Origin of the sequence: Fredinandcohnia quinoae (assembly GCF_022427965.1) — a bacterium.
Lineage (GTDB): Bacteria > Bacillota > Bacilli > Bacillales > Bacillaceae_L > Ferdinandcohnia > Ferdinandcohnia quinoae.
Genome location: NZ_JAKTTI010000018.1, coordinates 1 through 16630, shown reverse-complemented (window position 1 = coordinate 16630; position 16630 = coordinate 1). Strand labels below are relative to the sequence as shown.

Below are 16630 nucleotides of genomic sequence, written 5' to 3'. Positions count from 1 at the left end.
CCGGCGGGTGCCTCAGGTTTCTAGAGGGAGTTATCAAGCAAGCTCGAAGAATCTGGGTGCAAATACGCCAAGGCGCATTTGATTTTTTCTGTATAGATTTTGTATCCATGTCTATAATGGGTTATGATAAAGTATTTTTTTAGTTCTGACAGAATAAATTAATTGAGTTGTTGTGCACATAAAGGGAACTTAACTTTAGGGAATTTCGGTTAGACTTATAAACTTTTAGGCTTGTCTAGCCGGGGTTTCGACGTTTTGAAGGAGGGTTTATAAATGATCGAAATTGAAAAACCAAAAATCGAAACGGTTGAAATCAGCGAGGATACCAAGTATGGTAAATTCGTCGTCGAGCCACTAGAGCGTGGATATGGAACAACTTTGGGTAACTCCTTACGTCGTATCCTACTATCTTCACTTCCTGGTGCCGCTGTAACGTCTATCCAAATAGATGGTGTACTACATGAGTTCTCAACAATTGAAGGCGTCGTCGAAGATGTAACATCTATTATCTTAAATGTGAAGAAATTAGCACTCAAAATCTACTCTGATGAAGAGAAGACTCTTGAGATTGATGTTCAAGGTGAAGGTTCAGTTAAAGCTTCAGAAATTACACATGATAGTGATGTGGAAATTTTGAATCCTGATCTTCATATTGCAACTCTTGCTAAGGATGCACATTTACGTGTGAGATTAACTGCAAAGCGCGGACGAGGATATACTCCTGCCGATGCAAACAAACGTGAAGATCGGCCAATCGGAGTAATCCCAATTGATTCAATCTATACACCTGTTTCACGTGTTTCTTATCAAGTTGAGAATACACGTGTAGGACAAGTCGCGAACTTTGATAAATTGACTCTTGATGTTTGGACAGACGGAAGTACAGGTCCAAAGGAAGCAATCGCACTTGCTGCTAAAATCCTAACAGAGCATTTAAATATCTTTGTAGGATTAACGGATGAAGCACAAAATGCAGAGATTATGGTCGAAAAGGAAGAGGATCAAAAAGAAAAAGTCCTTGAGATGACAATTGAAGAATTGGATCTCTCTGTTCGTTCTTATAACTGCTTAAAACGTGCTGGCATCAATACAGTTCAAGAGCTTGCTCATAAGACAGAAGAAGATATGATGAAGGTTCGTAATCTAGGACGTAAATCTTTAGAAGAAGTAAAAGCGAAATTAGAAGAGCTTGGTTTAGGCTTACGTAAGGATGACTGACTAGTTATGCAACTTGCTAACTAGGCATTTTCTTTGTTGCAATAGCCTGGTTTTTCTTTAAACTTGTCTTCCATAATAATTCAACAAAGGAGGGAATACCTCATGTCATATCAAAAATTAGGACGTACTAGCGCTCAACGTAAAGCGTTACTACGTGATCTTACTACTGATTTAATCATTAACGAGCGTATTGAAACTACTGAAGCGCGTGCGAAAGAATTAAAATCAGTTGTAGAAAAAATGATTACTTTAGGTAAACGTGGAGACTTACATGCTCGTCGTCAAGCAGCTGCATATATTCGTAATGAAGTGGCTAACGTTGAGTCTGGTCAAGACGCACTACAAAAGCTTTTCAGTGATATCGCTACTCGTTATGAAGAGCGTCAAGGTGGATACACTCGTATCATGAAACTTGGACCTCGCCGTGGTGACGGTGCACCAATGGTTATCATCGAATTAGTTTAATTGAACATGTTTTTTTATGATAAGGGCGGGTCAGTTAATAAACTTGATCTATGCCCTTTTTGTTTTATCCAAGCACTTTCGCATTTCACATTCCATTGGTAGAATAGAGGATATGATTAGCAGAGAATAGAATAGGGTTATTTCAATTGAAATAATGAGAGGTTGAGGAGGACGGGAATGAATACGAATCTGTTAAAAATAGAAAACATCACATATAGATACTCTGAGGAAGCCAATTATGCACTAAATAATCTATCATTTTCCGTTCAACAAGGAGAATGGCTAGCAATCGTTGGCCATAATGGATCTGGAAAATCAACTCTTGCTAGAATACTTAACGGATTATTGCTACCAAAATCCGGAACAGTTTCAGTTGATGGAATTACGTTAACTGAGGATTCGATTTGGGATATTCGTAAAAAGATTGGCATGGTATTTCAGAATCCAGATAATCAATTTGTTGGAACAACCGTTAAGGATGACATTGCGTTTGGTCTAGAAAATAATGGTGTTTCAAGAGATGTTATGATAGAAAGAATTGATAAAGTGATTAAATTGGTGAAAATGGAGGATTTCCTCGATAATGAACCACACCAACTTTCAGGAGGACAAAAACAACGGGTTGCAATTGCGGGAGTATTAGCTGTACAACCGGATCTCATTATTCTTGATGAGGCAACTTCAATGCTTGATCCAATTGGCAGAGAAGAAGTTCTTAACACAATTCGCCAAATAAAAACTGAGAGCAATATTACAGTAATCTCCATTACACATGATTTAGAAGAGGCTGCAAGAGCAGACCGGATTATTGTTTTAAATCAAGGGCAGTTATTTGCAGAAGGTACCCCAGAGGAAATATTTTCACTTGATGAAAAGCTCATTGAAATTGGTTTAGATTTACCTTTTTCAGTGAAGGTTTCAAAAAAACTGAGAGCAATCGGGATACAGCTTACGAAGAATCATATAACAGAAGAGGGCTTGGTGGATGAACTATGGACATTACAATCGAAAATCTAGAACATCGTTATCAAGTTCATTCCCCATTTGAAAGACTTGCCTTATATGATGTGAATACCGTTATACAATCGGGTTCTTATGTAGCCGTTATAGGACATACAGGGTCGGGTAAATCAACAATCCTACAACATTTAAACGGGCTGTTAAAACCAACTGCGGGTTCCATTACAATTGGTGACCGGACCATTTCTGCTAATAAGAAAGAAAAAAATTTAAAAACACTTAGAAAAAAGGTTGGAGTTGTGTTTCAGTTCCCAGAGCATCAGTTATTTGAAGAGACTGTTGAAAAAGATATTTGCTTTGGACCAATTAATTTTGGTGTATCTACAGAAGAAGCGAAGAAGAAGGCTCGACATGCGATTCAAATGGTGGGACTATCTGAGGATTTTTTAGAAAAGTCCCCGTTTGACTTAAGTGGAGGACAAATGAGACGTGTTGCCATAGCAGGAATATTAGCGATGGAGCCTGAAGTTCTTGTTCTTGACGAACCAACAGCAGGTTTAGACCCGCGCGGTCGTTCAGAAATTATGGAGATGTTTTATAAATTACATCAGGAACAGAAGCTAACAACGATTCTTGTTACACATAGTATGGAGGATGCAGCACGCTATGCTGATCAAATTCTAGTAATGGAGAAGGGAACAATTAAGCTTCAAGGGAGCGCAGAAGAGGTCTTTTCTAACTCTGAAAGGTTAAATCAAATGGGTCTTGATGTACCTGAAGTCGTGAAGTTTAAAAGATTACTCGAGCAGCGATTAGGAATTGAAATCCCGTTATCAGGCTTATCAATTGATGAAATCATTAACCACGTTGGCCAAGTCTTTAATCGACGAGGTGCGGGTGTATGAATATAATCATTGGAAGATATGTACCAGGATCATCGTTACTTCATAAAATGGACCCTAGAGCTAAATTACTATTGATCTTTTTCTATGTGTTTATCGTCTTTATCGCAAATTCTGTGCTTACCTATATTTTATTGGGAATCTATACTTTCATCGTTGTGCTGTTAACGAAGATTCATATTCGTTATATTATATCAGGGCTTAAGCCAATTTTATGGATTGTCCTATTTACATTTGTCCTGCATATTTTTATGACGAAAGAAGGCGACCTATTATTCAAATTCGGTTGGTTTGAGGTATTTGAAGGTGGAATTCAGCAGGGGATATTTATATCATTAAGACTTTTTTATTTAGTATTAATGACAACTATTTTAACGTTAACTAGTACACCTATTGAAATTACAGATGGGATGGAAAGTCTGCTCGCTCCATTTAAGAAGATTGGGTTACCAACACATGAGCTTGCACTAATGATGTCAATTGCCTTACGTTTTATCCCGACAATCATGCAAGAAACAGAAAAGATTATCAAAGCACAATCTTCACGAGGTGTGGATTTTACAAGTGGTCCAATAAAGGAACGAATGAAGGCAATTGTCCCTTTATTAATCCCTTTATTTATTAGTGCTTTTAAGCGTGCAGAGGAACTTGCAATCGCAATGGAAGCAAGGGGATATCGTGGTGGAGATGGCCGAACGAAGCTTCGAAAGCTACAATGGGGAACAATTGACTCCGCAATGCTGGCTTCTTTATTAATAGCCGCCATTGGCTTGTTTTTATTACGTCACTAATGGAGAGACTAATGGAGAGAGTAAAATGTATCATTGCATATGATGGAACTAACTTTTCAGGTTATCAGGTTCAACCGAATAAGAGAACGGTCCAGTCCGAAATAGAAGGTGCCCTAAAGAAGATGCATAAAGGGTATGAGGTTAAGATTGTTGCCTCTGGCCGTACAGATGCGAAGGTTCATGCACTTGGCCAGGTCATACATTTTGATTCTACCTTCACAATTTCACCAGATCGATGGAAACAGGCACTTAATGCATTGTTTCCCGATGATATTCAAGTAAAGTCTGTTGAAATCGCCGATTCAGGTTTTCATGCCCGTTATGATGTATCTGCAAAGGAATATCGGTATAAGCTGTTAACTTCACATGAAGGTAATGTGTTCGAACGGAATTATTCATATCATTATCCATATCCATTAGATCTTGATGCAATGAGGAAGGCTGCTGATTATTTAGTGGGAACACATGATTTTTCAAGCTTTTGTGCATCAAGAACAGGGGTGAAGGATAAAGTCCGCACGATTACACATATTCAAATTGAAAAGCAAACCGATGAATTGATATTTTCTTTTTTAGGCAATGGCTTTTTGTATAATATGGTGAGGATTTTAGTAGGTACATTGTTAGATGTTGGAAGAGGGGCAATACCGCCATTTGAAGTGAAAAATATTTTAGCTAGTAGGGATCGGACTCTCGCGGGTAAAACTGCTCCAGGACAGGGCTTGTACTTGTGGAAAGTATTTTATGGTGATTGAGCTTTCATGTCCAGCTCCAGGCGCCTTGCGCATTTCATGTTGTCCAGCTCCAGCGCCTAGCCCCTCGAGGTCAAATAACCTGTGGTAATAAAAGTCAAAAAGCGACTTTTTTACCACAGAACATTTGCTTGTCGGGGCTGATCAAGGCGCTTCCGCTTTTCTTATGACAACTAAACCTGGTGTAACATTTTCTTGACAATGAGCCTTGAAAGATATATTATATCATATGGTATGATATTTTAACCCCACGTTAAAGCCCCGGAACTTTAATCGTGATTTGATAAATATGAACCAAGCAATTATAGGAGGGAAACTCATGCGTACAACGTTTATGGCAAATGCTAATAATATAGAGCGTAAATGGTATGTTGTAGATGCTGAAGGTAAAACTTTAGGTCGTCTTTCAACTGAAGTAGCAACGCTTTTACGTGGAAAACACAAACCAACTTTTACACCACATGTTGATACTGGTGATAATGTAATCATTATTAACGCTGAAAAAATCGAATTAACAGGTAATAAATTAAACGGTAAAATCTACTACCGTCACAGTCAATATCCAGGTGGATTAAAATCAAGAACTGCACTAGAAATGCGCACAAACTATCCAACAAAAATGCTTGAACTTGCAATCAAAGGTATGCTTCCAAAAGGACCACTTGGTCGCCAAATGTTCAAAAAATTGCACGTGTATGCTGGAAGCGAACATCCACATCAAGCACAACAACCTGAAGTTTACGAACTTCGCGGTTAATTAAAAGGGAGGTTAATAATATGGCACAAGTACAATATTATGGCACTGGTCGTCGTAAGAGCTCTGTTGCACGTGTACGTCTAGTTCCTGGCAACGGAAGCATTATCATTAACGACCGTGAAATTGCAGATTATATTCCATTTGAAGCTTTAAGAGAAGTTGTAAAACAACCTCTTGTTGCTACAGAAACTACAGGAAGCTACAACGTTCTTGTTAACGTTAATGGTGGAGGATACACTGGTCAAGCTGGTGCAATCCGTCACGGTATCGCTCGTGCGTTACTACAAGTTGATCCAGAATACCGTGGAACATTAAAAGCGGCTGGTCTATTAACTCGTGACCCACGTATGAAAGAACGTAAGAAATACGGACTTAAAGGTGCTCGTCGTGCACCTCAGTTCTCAAAACGTTAATCTTAATAATAAACACATTATTATATCAACGTTTACAGGCTATCTCATTTATGATGAGGTAGCCTGTTATTGTTTAAAAATAGGTTAAGGATGTAATGTGAATTTTATTAGTTAATGAGAGAGAAGTAGTATCCTTTATTATGATTCAAAGTAATAGACCGTCTTGTAATGGAAAAAGCTAGCCACGTAATGACTAGCTTGGGTTGAATAGATCGTTGGTATTTATCTTAAATTCTTCAAAAAGGTTTGAGACAATACATTCTCCTAGATGAACTAGAGTGAATTGAATCTCTACATCTTTATCCAAATAATAAACCATTATATAATTTTCCATCGGGTCTACTATCCAGTATTCCTTAACACCGGAATTCATGTATAAATTCAGCTTTGTAATCATATCGTGCGATTTATTTGAAGGACTCAATATTTCAATAATAAAATCAGGAGCCCCAACATATTCGTTTTCAGTGAAATTGTCCTGGTTGCATACTACAAATAAATCTGGGATAACCTTCGTTTTTTCATCTGTACTTTCGTTAGTAAAGACGACATCAGTAGGTGCTGCAAATACTCTGCATTTACTCCCCTTCAACAAATTGTATAACTCACCATGCAAGTAAGATGATATCTCTTGATGTTTAATGCTCGGTGAAGGAGACATATATATAACCCCATCGATAAATTCTAACCTTTTATCAGTCTTCCCTCTTTCAGATTCAAATTCTTCATAGGTGCTATACCTTTCATTTAATAGACTCAATGCAATCACCACCCTATTTCAAGTATATTCGAATGATAACTAAAAGAAAAGCTCTTACAAAGACTCAACTATTTTTTGTTTTTGATCGTCCATGAGAATCCTGTTAATCACTTATTTGATTTCGTACCGCAAATAGTGCTGCTTGAGTCCGATCTGTTAGTTCAAGCTTTGACAACAAATTTGATACATGGGTTTTAACCGTTTTTTCAGTAATAAATAATGCGGAGGCAATTTCTTTGTTGCTTTTTCCTTTGGCAATTTCTTTTAGCACATCGAGTTCTCTTTTGGTTAATTCTTGCAATAGGTCTCTTTTTTGAATGTTCTTCTTAGATAAGCTGTCTAATAAATGGGTTGTTGCTCTAGGGTGAAGTTGATTTTCGCCACTCATCATTTTTTTAATAGATAGTACTAGCTCATCTGGTTGGATATCCTTTAATTGAAAACCAGATGCACCTGCCTCAAGGGCAGGGATGACATGATCTTGGTCGGAGAAGCTGGTCAACATCATAATTTTGATGTCTGGTTGTTCCTTTTTTATAAGTCGAGTTGCTTGAATTCCGTCCATTTCCGGCATAACCAGATCCATTAAGATAAGATCGGGAGTTAATGATGTTGCTAGTTGAACTGCTTCATGTCCATTCGTCGCTTCCCCAATAATTTCAAAATCCTTTTGTGTACGAAGGAAAAAGACTAACCCTCTTCTGACGATAGGATGATCATCTGCTATTAAGATGCGGATCTTCACGATTTTCCCCTCCTAAAATGGAATATGGACCTGTATTTCAGTTCCCATTCCAGGCTTACTGATTAAGCGGAATTTCCCATTTAATTTTTGAGTACGAGCTTTCATATTTTTTAAACCCAATGAGGGTAGAATCCGATGTTCCTCATAATGAAAGCCACAGCCATCATCCTTAATTGTCAACATTACCTCATCCAAGGACGCATGTAATGATAAACTCACCTTAGAAGTTTGTGAATGCTTTTTACAATTGGCTAAAGCCTCCTGTCCAATTCGCCATAAAGCTTCCTCTACTTTTCCTGGTATGTTGGCTACTCCGGTAAACTTTGTATCAATCGAAAGGCTAAGTAATTGGGCATAACTCCTAAGTGCACTTACCACACCATTTTCCAGTCCGTGTGGTTTTAATTGCCAAATCAATGCTCTCATTTCACCTAAGGCATCTTGAGCTAAATCTTGAATATAGCTGAATGTTTGTTTTACGTCTTTTGATTTTGTCATCTCAACACCAGCCCTAGCAGTAAGACTCAGGGAGAAAAGGAGCTGGTTCACAGAATCATGAAGATCACGTGCAAGGCGATTTCTCTCAGCAACAAGTGCTGTATCATGTTCAAGTTGTGTAAGTTTAATTCTTTTTAATGCTGTTCCGATTTGATAGGCAATCGCCTCAAGTAAGGCAAGTTCATTTCTTTGAAAATGAGTTTTATTTGGTGAGCCTACATTTAAAATCCCAAACCGTTCTTCCCCAGCACGGAGCGGGACAGTTGCATGATGGGTAAGGCCGCAGGTTTCCCCAGCATTATCTAAAAGTGCATCTTCGATTCGTTTACATTCGATAATATTTGTTGCCTGATTGAGGCTTTGTTTATTATATCTATTAACACACCAGCATGAACCCTCACACATTCGTTGTTTATTGTTTTTTGTCAAAGCAGGAGGTAAAGCCTCATCCGCTGCGAGCTGCTGTGTACCATTATCATCAATAAGGAAAATCCAGCCTATTTGTAATCCAGTAACGTGGAGGAGCTTTCTTAAAACCTCGGATAATACAATCTTTGTATCTGTTCCTTCATTTAGAAGCTCAGCAATTTCCTTTAAAATACTTATTTCTTCATACCTGCGATCTTCAGTCATTTCAGTCACCCTCCACCATCAGAGAATCTCCTTTCATTATAGCCTATTTTTAAATTTTCAGATAAAAAACTGATCCTCATTTTAGCAGAGGAGTCAGTTTTGAACAGTTTGTAAAAACTCGATTATTTCTCCATGAGGTCCTTTGTAAAAGACGGTCTTCCAGCCGTTTTCGAGGGTATAAGGACCTTCAACTATTGGTACGTTATTAAAACTTTTCATTATTTCATCGAGGTTCCTAACCTCAAAGCAAGTATGAGTGTGATTATTGACGGTAGAGCTCTTTTCTTGAGTGGCTATTAACTCAATCCTGAAATCCTTTGAGGTTAAAAATACAATTTCTTCGTCCATGAAGGTAAAATGATTTTCGACTCGAAAATTCAGTTGTGTTGTATAAAATGAGATTCCTTCATCTATATTCCTTACTTCTATCCCAATATGGTGGAGACGCATACCTTTCCCTCCATTATATAATGAGATTCATGTCACCAAACTCATGCCATAAATAGCGATTCTTAATTGCTTGGTCATATGCGTGAAGCAAATGATGCTCTGATACAAATGCTGTAAGCATATCTAGATGGCTAGCTTTTGGCTCGTGAAATCCTGTAAGGATACCGTCAACTATTTTTAAAGGATAATGTTTAGTGATGTATAGGTTGGTTACCCCAGATAGTTTTTTGCTGTTAGCTACACTCTCTAATGCGCGAACCACTGTTGTACCAACCGCGATTACCCTGTGGCCAGAGGCCTTTGTCTCCAGAATTCGTTTCATTGTTTGTTCAGAGACCTGGTACTCTTCTTTATTCTCTTCAGGTGTGGGGTTCCAACTATCATCAAGTAAATAGCTTAATCCTGTATGCAATTGAATATACTCATGTTGTATATTCTTAGATTTTAATTGAAATAGCAGCTCCCAGCTAAAAGCTCTTCCAGCAGAAGGCATCTCTACTGAACCGGGGTGACTTGCAAAGACTGTTTGATAGTAATCCAGATCCCACGGGTGGTTTATATACTCATATCGTACAGGCTCACCGAGAGAATAAATCAGATTAAAAAATTCTGAGCCATTTTTTGTAAAACGAATCCTCCTAAGTGGCGAATCCCCTTTTTCGTTGATGACGGTTGCTGATAGTTCAGATGAAAAATATAAGGTATCGCCGATTTCAGCAGTGGTTGGTACAATCAAAGCATCCCATGTATTCTCTTCGCGATGCATCCGCGCTAAGCGAACCTCAACCTTTGAAGTAATCAAGATATGATTACGAAACCATTTTGCGTATAAAACAGCAGGGATGGTTCGGCTATTATTTAAAATAATCAAATCCCCAGGATTGAGATAGTTGGAAAGATGAAAGAAGCGATCATGTCTACTTTCACCAGAAGCTCTATTTAAAACCATTAACCTGACATGGTCCCTTCTCAAACCACGTTTTTCAGGAGGGGAGGAGGCATTTAGCTCATTAGGAAGATAAAAATCCAATGCTTCGGTTACCATTATTTAAGCACTTCCTTTTGTGCCTCGAAACGTTGGCCATTGATTCCTTCAGATTTTCTTGAAGCTAAGGATAAAAATATATCAACGACCTCTTCCGGCTTTGATAATGGGTACTCACAATTTGGAACAGCCAATTGATGCATTTCAGTGTCCATTTCTCCTGGGTCAACCATATTTACACGGACATTTGTATCACTCAATTCATCTGCCCATGTTTGGGTAAGGCCTTCAATTGCAAATTTTGAAATTCCATATGCTCCCCATCCAGCATAGCCTGTATGGCCAGCTTCTGATGTCACATTGATGATCGAGCCGTCATTTCGTTCAAGCATCCCAGGAATCACTCTTCTTGTTACAAAAAATTGGCCAAGCACATTCACTTTCAATACTTCGGCAAAATCCTCTTCAGGATAGTCGAGAAGGTAAGGCATTGGACTTGGTCCTAGAATAGAAGCATTATTAATGAGTACATCAATATGTCCAAACGTACTCTCTGCCAGTGCAACGAATCGTTCCACATCCCTAGAATTTGATATATCAGCTGTAACGGCTAATACTTCACCCCCAAATTCTTTAGCTTCTTCCATTACTTTAACGATGCTTTCAGACGATCTCGAACATATGGCCAGCTTCGCTCCTTTTTTAGCAAAAGCTAATGCTAGTGCTCTCCCTAATCCCTTAGAAGCTCCAGTTATCATCACTACTTTATTTTTCATTCAAAACTCCCCTTTATTAGTTGATGACATAATCGTACCTTTTTTCTAAAGACATTCCCTCGGAGAGAAGGTTGAATTTTTTCTACAACTTTAGACTGAATGATGCTGATGGATAAATGCTCATGGATTAACTCATTTTGGAAGTTAAGGTACATTGTGTTGTACGCATGAATCCATTGATTCAGTAGGAAACTAGTTCTCAAAGGGGGTTTATGAATGAATGTTATTACTACCTTCAAAGAGAAACGAAGAGAAAAGCAAATCACATATGAGCGTAAGATGCTACGCGAGCTGTCACTTGAGGGACTTAAGAATAATGCAATCGAAACCTTTGGGGATTATTTTCGATCAGGCTCTATGCTCGGAAGCGCGATAGAGGAAGGTTGTTTAGATGTTGCGATTGAAGCATATCTATTAGGAGCGAAATATAGCCGTTTCGGATATTATGGGGAATCAGTAGAAAGTGTAAAACAAAGATGCTATCAATATGAGAAAAACTTAATTGATGCACTGTATGATTTCATTGGATACTGGGGTCAAATTGGTGATAACGATGTTGTAAATGAATCATTATATTATGCGTGTGAGCATTATGTAGACACCTGGTGGATGGAAGGATTCATGAAAGGTGAAAAAAGATACCGCCTAAAATTGCATTGAAATTTTTATTCATATATACTCTCTTTGTCCCATATAGTGAATTGTAGGGACGAGCAGGAGGGAAAAAAGTGAATAAAAAAATAAAGATTACCGCAATTATTGCAGGGGCACTTATCTTATTTTTGATTATACAATATCGTTTCATGGATAAAGATGTTTGGAATTCTTGGAATCTCCCTCTGTCCGGCAAGATCATTATTATAGACCCAGGACATGGAGGTGTTGACGGGGGTGCAGATAATGGAGATATACAAGAGAAGGATATTGCCCTAAGTATATCATTAAAATTAAGAGATTACCTCCAACAACAAGGTGCCCTTGTTCAGATGATAAGAGAAAATGATGTCGATCTGGCTTCTAAGGGAACAAAAGGATATAGTCGAAGGAAGACAGAAGATTTGAAAAAGCGGGTTCAGATTATAAATGACTCAGAAGCAGATCTTTTTATTAGTGTACATTTAAATGCAATTCCTTCACCGAAATGGAGAGGTGCTCAAACCTTCTATTTTGGTAGCTATAAGGAAAATGAAGCTGTTGCAAAGTACATTCAAGATGAGTTGCGAAATAATTTAGGAAATACAACTAGACAAGCAAAATCGATAAATAGTGTTTACTTATTAAAGAGCTCGAAAAAACCAGGTGCCCTTGTTGAGGTCGGTTTTTTATCAAATCCAGATGAAAAGGCATTATTGGTGCAGGATAAATATCAAGATAAGCTAGCAGCCTCCATATATACAGGAATATCACGTTATTTTTCCAATGAAGACAACCCGCCCGATTAATGAGGTGGGTATTATTTTATTATCTATGAGATTCCTCACACTGTATGTCTAACAAGGTATGTTATAATGTGATTGGTGAAACCGAATACAATATAGGTGGTGCTTATATATGATTAACGAACAACAGGTCAGGGAAATTTTAAATAAGAAGAAGGATCCATTCTTACATAAAACATTCGAAGAAACTAATGCAATCCAAGAGGTAAGGGTGAAAGAAGAAAAGGGACATGTAAGTGTGAAGATTGCACTTGCGAAGACCGGAACTTCCGAGCAGTTACATCTTCAATCAATGATAGTCAATGCGCTTAAAGAGGCTGGGGCAGAATCTGTCGGATTACGCTTCACGGAATTATCTCAGGAAGAGCTTGCAAAGTTCAAAAATGAAGATGGAGCTTCAGATTCATTATTATCACCAGTTAACTCGACAACTTTTATTGCAATAGCAAGTGGTAAAGGTGGAGTTGGTAAATCAACAGTATCTGTAAACTTAGCGGTATCGTTAGCAAGACTTGGAAAAAAGGTTGGACTAATTGATGCTGATATATATGGATTTAGCGTTCCAGACATGATGGGTATTACAAAACGCCCTGTCGTACGCGGCGAGAAAATTATTCCTGTCGAAAGAATGGGTGTAAAAGTAATCTCAATGGGCTTTTTTGTAGAGGATAACTCACCAGTTATATGGCGTGGGCCAATGCTCGGAAAAATGCTTAATAATTTCTTCAATGATGTTGAGTGGGGCGGCCTAGATTATTTATTATTAGATTTACCTCCAGGAACAGGAGATGTAGCACTTGATGTACACACAATGCTACCTGCTTGTAAAGAAATTATTGTAACAACACCACATCCAACAGCAGCATTTGTTGCTGCAAGAGCGGGTGCAATGGCGTTACGTACCGAACATGAAATTCTTGGTGTTATTGAAAATATGTCATACTTTGAAAGTAAGCTAACAGGTGAAAAGGAATATGTCTTCGGACAAGGTGGCGGAGAAAAGTTAGCAGAAGAACTTCAGACTACACTACTAGGAAAACTTCCACTAAGACAGCCTGATTGGAATGACGATGACTTCGCTCCATCTGTATATGATCAGGAGCATCATGTGGGTAAAATATACATGGAACTTGCACAAAAGGTTGTAGATTCCCTATAAAAGAAATCACCTCTTTGGCACTATTAGGTCAAAGAGGTGTTTTTATAAATGCCCTACGAATTACCTCCATCGCCACTTTCTTTCTTTGCCTCTTTTTCCTTTTGGAGGTCTTCAGCAGCCTTGATTAAAATATCTTCAATTTTCGCTTTAAATAGTGGGCTTTCAAAAGTCTCGCTTATAAGTGTTTGGAAATGCTTTCGAAAATCTTGGCTTTTTAAAACAGTCGTCATTTCCTTTTCCATTTCGGGGTTCTTTAAGATATCCAGCATCATTCGTTGGTAATCAGGATCCTTCATTAACCCTTTAATAATTTTTTCATGCTCAGACTGCATACTTTTTGCATAGCTTTCTACAAATTTTGTGTCTTCAAATGTCTTCTTCCAAAATTCTATACCTTTTTCAGATGTTAATGTTTCTTCAACCGACTTTTTAACCATTGGCTGACCCATAACAAAATTTTGTTTCATTTTCTCATCGGTCATAATATCCTCGATTGCTTTTTTTCCATCATCTGTTTTTAAAATATCGACAACCATCTTTTTCGTTTCATCGTAATCTATTTGGTTTTTGCCGACATCTGCTGGTGCACAGCCAAAAACGAAAAGCATAGAACTCATGATGAGGAGCGATATCCATTTTTTCATTGTAGCAAAGCTCCTTTCAAGGGGATCCTTATAAGTTAATATGCTGGATTTTAATAAAAAATATACGCATGCTTACCATCAATAACTGGCTTTTCTACCAATTGGTTTGGTACAATCAATAATGAGTTTAGTAAGATTTGGAGGATTTGTCGTGAAAAGTCGAAATTGGGTAAGACTATTCCTTTCTACATTATTGATTGGAGCAGTAAGTACGATTATCGTTGGTTTTGCTGTAAAATGGAATGAATATAAAGATTTATTTTTAGCATCAGACATCATTGAAATACTCCTCGTTGTTCTTTGGCTGATTGGAGTCGGCTTTATATTTAGTATCATTAGTCAAATGGGCTTTTTTGCATACTTGACCATTCACCGTTTCGGACTAGGTTTATTTAAAAGAGTCTGGAATCCAGTACAAATTGTATTAATCGCATTTGTATTTTTTGATCTTGTTTATTTTCGATATCAGTTTTTTGGAAAAGAAGGAGATTCAATCACTCCTTATCTCATAATTGCAATTGTTATCTTAATCTTTGGACTCATTATTGCTTATATTAAGAGTAAACAAACAAATAAAGGTGCTTTTATACCTGCATTATTCTTCATGTATGTCGTATCTATTGTCGAATGGATGCCAGCCATACAGGTTAACGAAAATAGTTGGTTCTATCTAATGTTATTTCCACTATTAATATGCAACGCTTATCAATTATTAATTCTACATAAAATATTAAATAAAAAGAGCTGATCCAATGGTCAGCTCTTTTTATTCTACTTTTTTCGATTGAACTTTCGTGTTTGCAATTAAGTCACTTACTGTTACGAAGGAATAACCCTTCCCTTTTAGTTCTTTTATTATATTTGGAAGTGCAACTTCCGTTTGCTTTGCAGAGTCTGATGCATGGAAAAGAACAATATCGCCCCCATCGATGTTTTCCAACACATTACTTGTGATTTTTTGAACTCCGGGATTTCTCCAATCATTCGAATCAACACCCCAATGTACAACTGTGTATCCAATTGAATCAATTACCCTTACCACTCTTTTGTCAAAATTTCCGTCGGGTGTTCTAATTAGGTTAACCGTTTTAACCTGCAGCTTTTTAAACACATCCTGTGCACGATAAATATCTTTCTTTATTTGTGCATCCTCAAGATCCATATAATTTTCGTAATTATAACCCATTGTGCCAATTTCATGACCATCATCAATAATCCTTTTAACAATATCAGGGTGCCGTTCAGCCCAAGAAGCAGATAGGAAAAATGTTGTTTGAACACCCTCCTTTTTTAATAAATCAATAATTGGAAGGGCCTTTGTATCACCCCAAGTTATATCGAAAGTGAGTGCAATTGTCTTTCCAGATTTAGGTCCTTTATAAATAACGCGTGGACCATTATCTGTTGAAAATACTGGTGCAATATTTCCTTGTTCTATATAAAAAATGCCTGCAGTAAAAAATGAAGCCGCAAGAATTATGATGGCCTGTTTAACTCTTTTGGCACTTAGAATGTAGAAAAAATTCATATGTATCCCCCTTGTCCAAGACTTCTCTCTGTCTACATATTATGCAAAGTGATTAGATATATGTATGAAAAGTATTAGAAACTCTTTCATATGAGTAAAACTTCAATAAGAGAGAAGGCTTCAACCTTTTACTGACTGGTGGTTAATCAGTCGTACAATTATTGGCAGTTATGCTTCCTCAATTCGAGTAGCTTTGAGGAAGGAGTTTGACTGTCAGTTAATGTTGGATAAAATATCAAATTGTGGAAATAACTAATTTTACAAAACAACAGAGGTGAAAGAATGATTGGACTACTTATAAATCAAAAAGAAGTGAAAGAAATAGAATATTTATTGAAACGAGAAATGGAAGAGATTTTATTTGATGTTGAAGATTCTAGAATCGACCATATAGTTAAAAGAGCGATGGAAGAGAGGTATCAAATATTGTTCAGTATTTTTAAGAGAGTGGCTGAACCATCAGAATGTATGAAGTATATTCGTTCTAAGACAGGAGGAAGTAGAAAAGGAAAATATAATGTTAGAAAGGGCTAAAATTAGCCCTAAAAATATTATTGACATGTTTTTTTGATGGTGGTATAGTAATAAACGTTGTCGTATTAAACGACTACCGAGTCAAAAAAGTTTTTGAAAAATATATTGACTTCGCGAAATTAGGATGTTATATTAATAAAGTCGCTTATAAATGAAAGTGACGAATAAGTTCTTTGAAAACTGAACACAATACAAGCGTCAACGTTTAATCAAGATAACAT

21 protein-coding genes are annotated in these 16630 nt (G+C 37.3%); 13 read left to right on the top strand and 8 right to left on the bottom strand.

Translation table 11 applies throughout. The features are described from left to right. The first annotated feature begins 273 nt into the window (after positions 1-273). The 8 genes from MJG50_RS12010 to rpsI all read left to right on the top strand — a co-directional run bounded on the left by MJG50_RS12010 (position 274) and on the right by rpsI (position 6258). Entirely contained in the window at positions 274-1218 is a 945-nt protein-coding gene (locus MJG50_RS12010) for a DNA-directed RNA polymerase subunit alpha (RefSeq protein WP_240255982.1), read from the top strand. 102 nt (positions 1219-1320) lie between these two features. Next, complete coding sequence (rplQ, locus tag MJG50_RS12005) at positions 1321-1683, top strand: 50S ribosomal protein L17 (RefSeq protein ID WP_240255981.1); 363 nt, start codon at positions 1321-1323, stop codon at positions 1681-1683. A 177-nt stretch (positions 1684-1860) separates the two neighbouring features. After that, the gene (locus MJG50_RS12000) at positions 1861-2700 is read left to right on the top strand and encodes an energy-coupling factor ABC transporter ATP-binding protein (protein WP_240255980.1); all 840 of its coding nucleotides are present in this window, start codon (positions 1861-1863) and stop codon (positions 2698-2700) included. Then, on the top strand, positions 2676-3548 hold the full coding sequence (locus tag MJG50_RS11995) for an energy-coupling factor ABC transporter ATP-binding protein (RefSeq protein ID WP_240255979.1): 873 nt from the start codon (positions 2676-2678) through the stop codon (positions 3546-3548). Before MJG50_RS12000 ends, MJG50_RS11995 begins: the two co-directional genes overlap by 25 nt. Further along, positions 3545-4336 carry an energy-coupling factor transporter transmembrane component T family protein gene (locus MJG50_RS11990; protein WP_240255978.1) on the top strand — a complete coding sequence of 264 codons (792 nt, stop codon included), beginning with the start codon at positions 3545-3547 and terminating at the stop codon, positions 4334-4336. Before MJG50_RS11995 ends, MJG50_RS11990 begins: the two co-directional genes overlap by 4 nt. A gap of 11 nt (positions 4337-4347) precedes the next feature. Further along, positions 4348-5091 carry a tRNA pseudouridine(38-40) synthase TruA gene (gene truA, locus MJG50_RS11985; RefSeq protein WP_240255977.1) on the top strand — a complete coding sequence of 248 codons (744 nt, stop codon included), beginning with the start codon at positions 4348-4350 and terminating at the stop codon, positions 5089-5091. Between the two features lie 316 nt (positions 5092-5407). Beyond that, positions 5408-5845 carry a 50S ribosomal protein L13 gene (rplM, locus tag MJG50_RS11980; RefSeq protein WP_240255976.1) on the top strand — a complete coding sequence of 146 codons (438 nt, stop codon included), beginning with the start codon at positions 5408-5410 and terminating at the stop codon, positions 5843-5845. Between the two features lie 20 nt (positions 5846-5865). Further along, positions 5866-6258, top strand: a complete 393-nt coding sequence (gene rpsI / locus MJG50_RS11975; protein ID WP_240255975.1) for a 30S ribosomal protein S9 — start codon at positions 5866-5868, stop codon at positions 6256-6258. A gap of 193 nt (positions 6259-6451) precedes the next feature. Here the strand turns inward: rpsI and MJG50_RS11970 are convergent, their stop codons facing one another. The 6 genes from MJG50_RS11970 to MJG50_RS11945 form a co-directional block, all read right to left on the bottom strand. Continuing rightward, positions 6452-7018: a Uma2 family endonuclease gene (locus tag MJG50_RS11970; protein ID WP_240255974.1), complete on the bottom strand. Its 567-nt coding sequence runs from the start codon at positions 7016-7018 to the stop codon at positions 6452-6454. Positions 7019-7121: 103 nt separating this feature from the next. Beyond that, complete coding sequence (locus MJG50_RS11965; protein ID WP_240255973.1) at positions 7122-7763, bottom strand: response regulator; 642 nt, start codon at positions 7761-7763, stop codon at positions 7122-7124. A gap of 12 nt (positions 7764-7775) precedes the next feature. Then, entirely contained in the window at positions 7776-8894 is a 1119-nt protein-coding gene (locus tag MJG50_RS11960) for a GAF domain-containing sensor histidine kinase (protein ID WP_240255972.1), read from the bottom strand. A gap of 93 nt (positions 8895-8987) precedes the next feature. Further along, the gene (locus tag MJG50_RS11955) at positions 8988-9344 is read right to left on the bottom strand and encodes a VOC family protein (RefSeq protein WP_240255971.1); all 357 of its coding nucleotides are present in this window, start codon (positions 9342-9344) and stop codon (positions 8988-8990) included. Between the two features lie 13 nt (positions 9345-9357). Then, the gene (locus MJG50_RS11950) at positions 9358-10389 is read right to left on the bottom strand and encodes an S-adenosylmethionine:tRNA ribosyltransferase-isomerase (RefSeq protein WP_240255970.1); all 1032 of its coding nucleotides are present in this window, start codon (positions 10387-10389) and stop codon (positions 9358-9360) included. After that, a complete protein-coding gene (locus MJG50_RS11945; protein ID WP_240255969.1) occupies positions 10389-11105 on the bottom strand; it encodes an SDR family NAD(P)-dependent oxidoreductase in 717 nt (238 codons plus the stop codon). The genes MJG50_RS11950 and MJG50_RS11945 overlap by 1 nt, the downstream gene beginning before the upstream one ends. Before the next feature lie 216 nt (positions 11106-11321). Between MJG50_RS11945 and MJG50_RS11940 the strand changes: the two genes are divergently transcribed. The 3 genes from MJG50_RS11940 (at position 11322) to MJG50_RS11930 (ending at position 13703) form a co-directional block, all read left to right on the top strand. Further along, positions 11322-11765, top strand: a complete 444-nt coding sequence (locus tag MJG50_RS11940) for a YbaK family protein (RefSeq protein ID WP_240255968.1) — start codon at positions 11322-11324, stop codon at positions 11763-11765. 68 nt (positions 11766-11833) lie between these two features. Further along, positions 11834-12547: an N-acetylmuramoyl-L-alanine amidase CwlD gene (gene cwlD, locus MJG50_RS11935; protein ID WP_240255967.1), complete on the top strand. Its 714-nt coding sequence runs from the start codon at positions 11834-11836 to the stop codon at positions 12545-12547. A gap of 109 nt (positions 12548-12656) precedes the next feature. Beyond that, positions 12657-13703, top strand: coding sequence for a P-loop NTPase (locus MJG50_RS11930; RefSeq protein ID WP_240255966.1), 1047 nt, complete (start codon positions 12657-12659; stop codon positions 13701-13703). A 53-nt stretch (positions 13704-13756) separates the two neighbouring features. Here the strand turns inward: MJG50_RS11930 and gerD are convergent, their stop codons facing one another. Next, positions 13757-14347: a spore germination lipoprotein GerD gene (gene gerD, locus MJG50_RS11925; protein ID WP_240255965.1), complete on the bottom strand. Its 591-nt coding sequence runs from the start codon at positions 14345-14347 to the stop codon at positions 13757-13759. Positions 14348-14498: 151 nt separating this feature from the next. Here gerD and MJG50_RS11920 point away from each other — a divergent pair, with 151 nt between their 5' ends. Then, positions 14499-15095 carry a KinB-signaling pathway activation protein gene (locus MJG50_RS11920; RefSeq protein ID WP_240255964.1) on the top strand — a complete coding sequence of 199 codons (597 nt, stop codon included), beginning with the start codon at positions 14499-14501 and terminating at the stop codon, positions 15093-15095. Positions 15096-15113: 18 nt separating this feature from the next. On the opposite strand, the gene pdaB is transcribed toward MJG50_RS11920, so the two are convergent. Then, positions 15114-15875 (bottom strand): polysaccharide deacetylase family sporulation protein PdaB, encoded by a 762-nt coding sequence (pdaB, locus tag MJG50_RS11915; RefSeq protein WP_240255963.1) that lies wholly within the window; start codon positions 15873-15875, stop codon positions 15114-15116. 282 nt (positions 15876-16157) lie between these two features. Between pdaB and MJG50_RS11910 the strand changes: the two genes are divergently transcribed. Continuing rightward, positions 16158-16409, top strand: a complete 252-nt coding sequence (locus MJG50_RS11910) for a hypothetical protein (protein WP_240255962.1) — start codon at positions 16158-16160, stop codon at positions 16407-16409. Positions 16410-16630 lie beyond the last annotated feature (221 nt).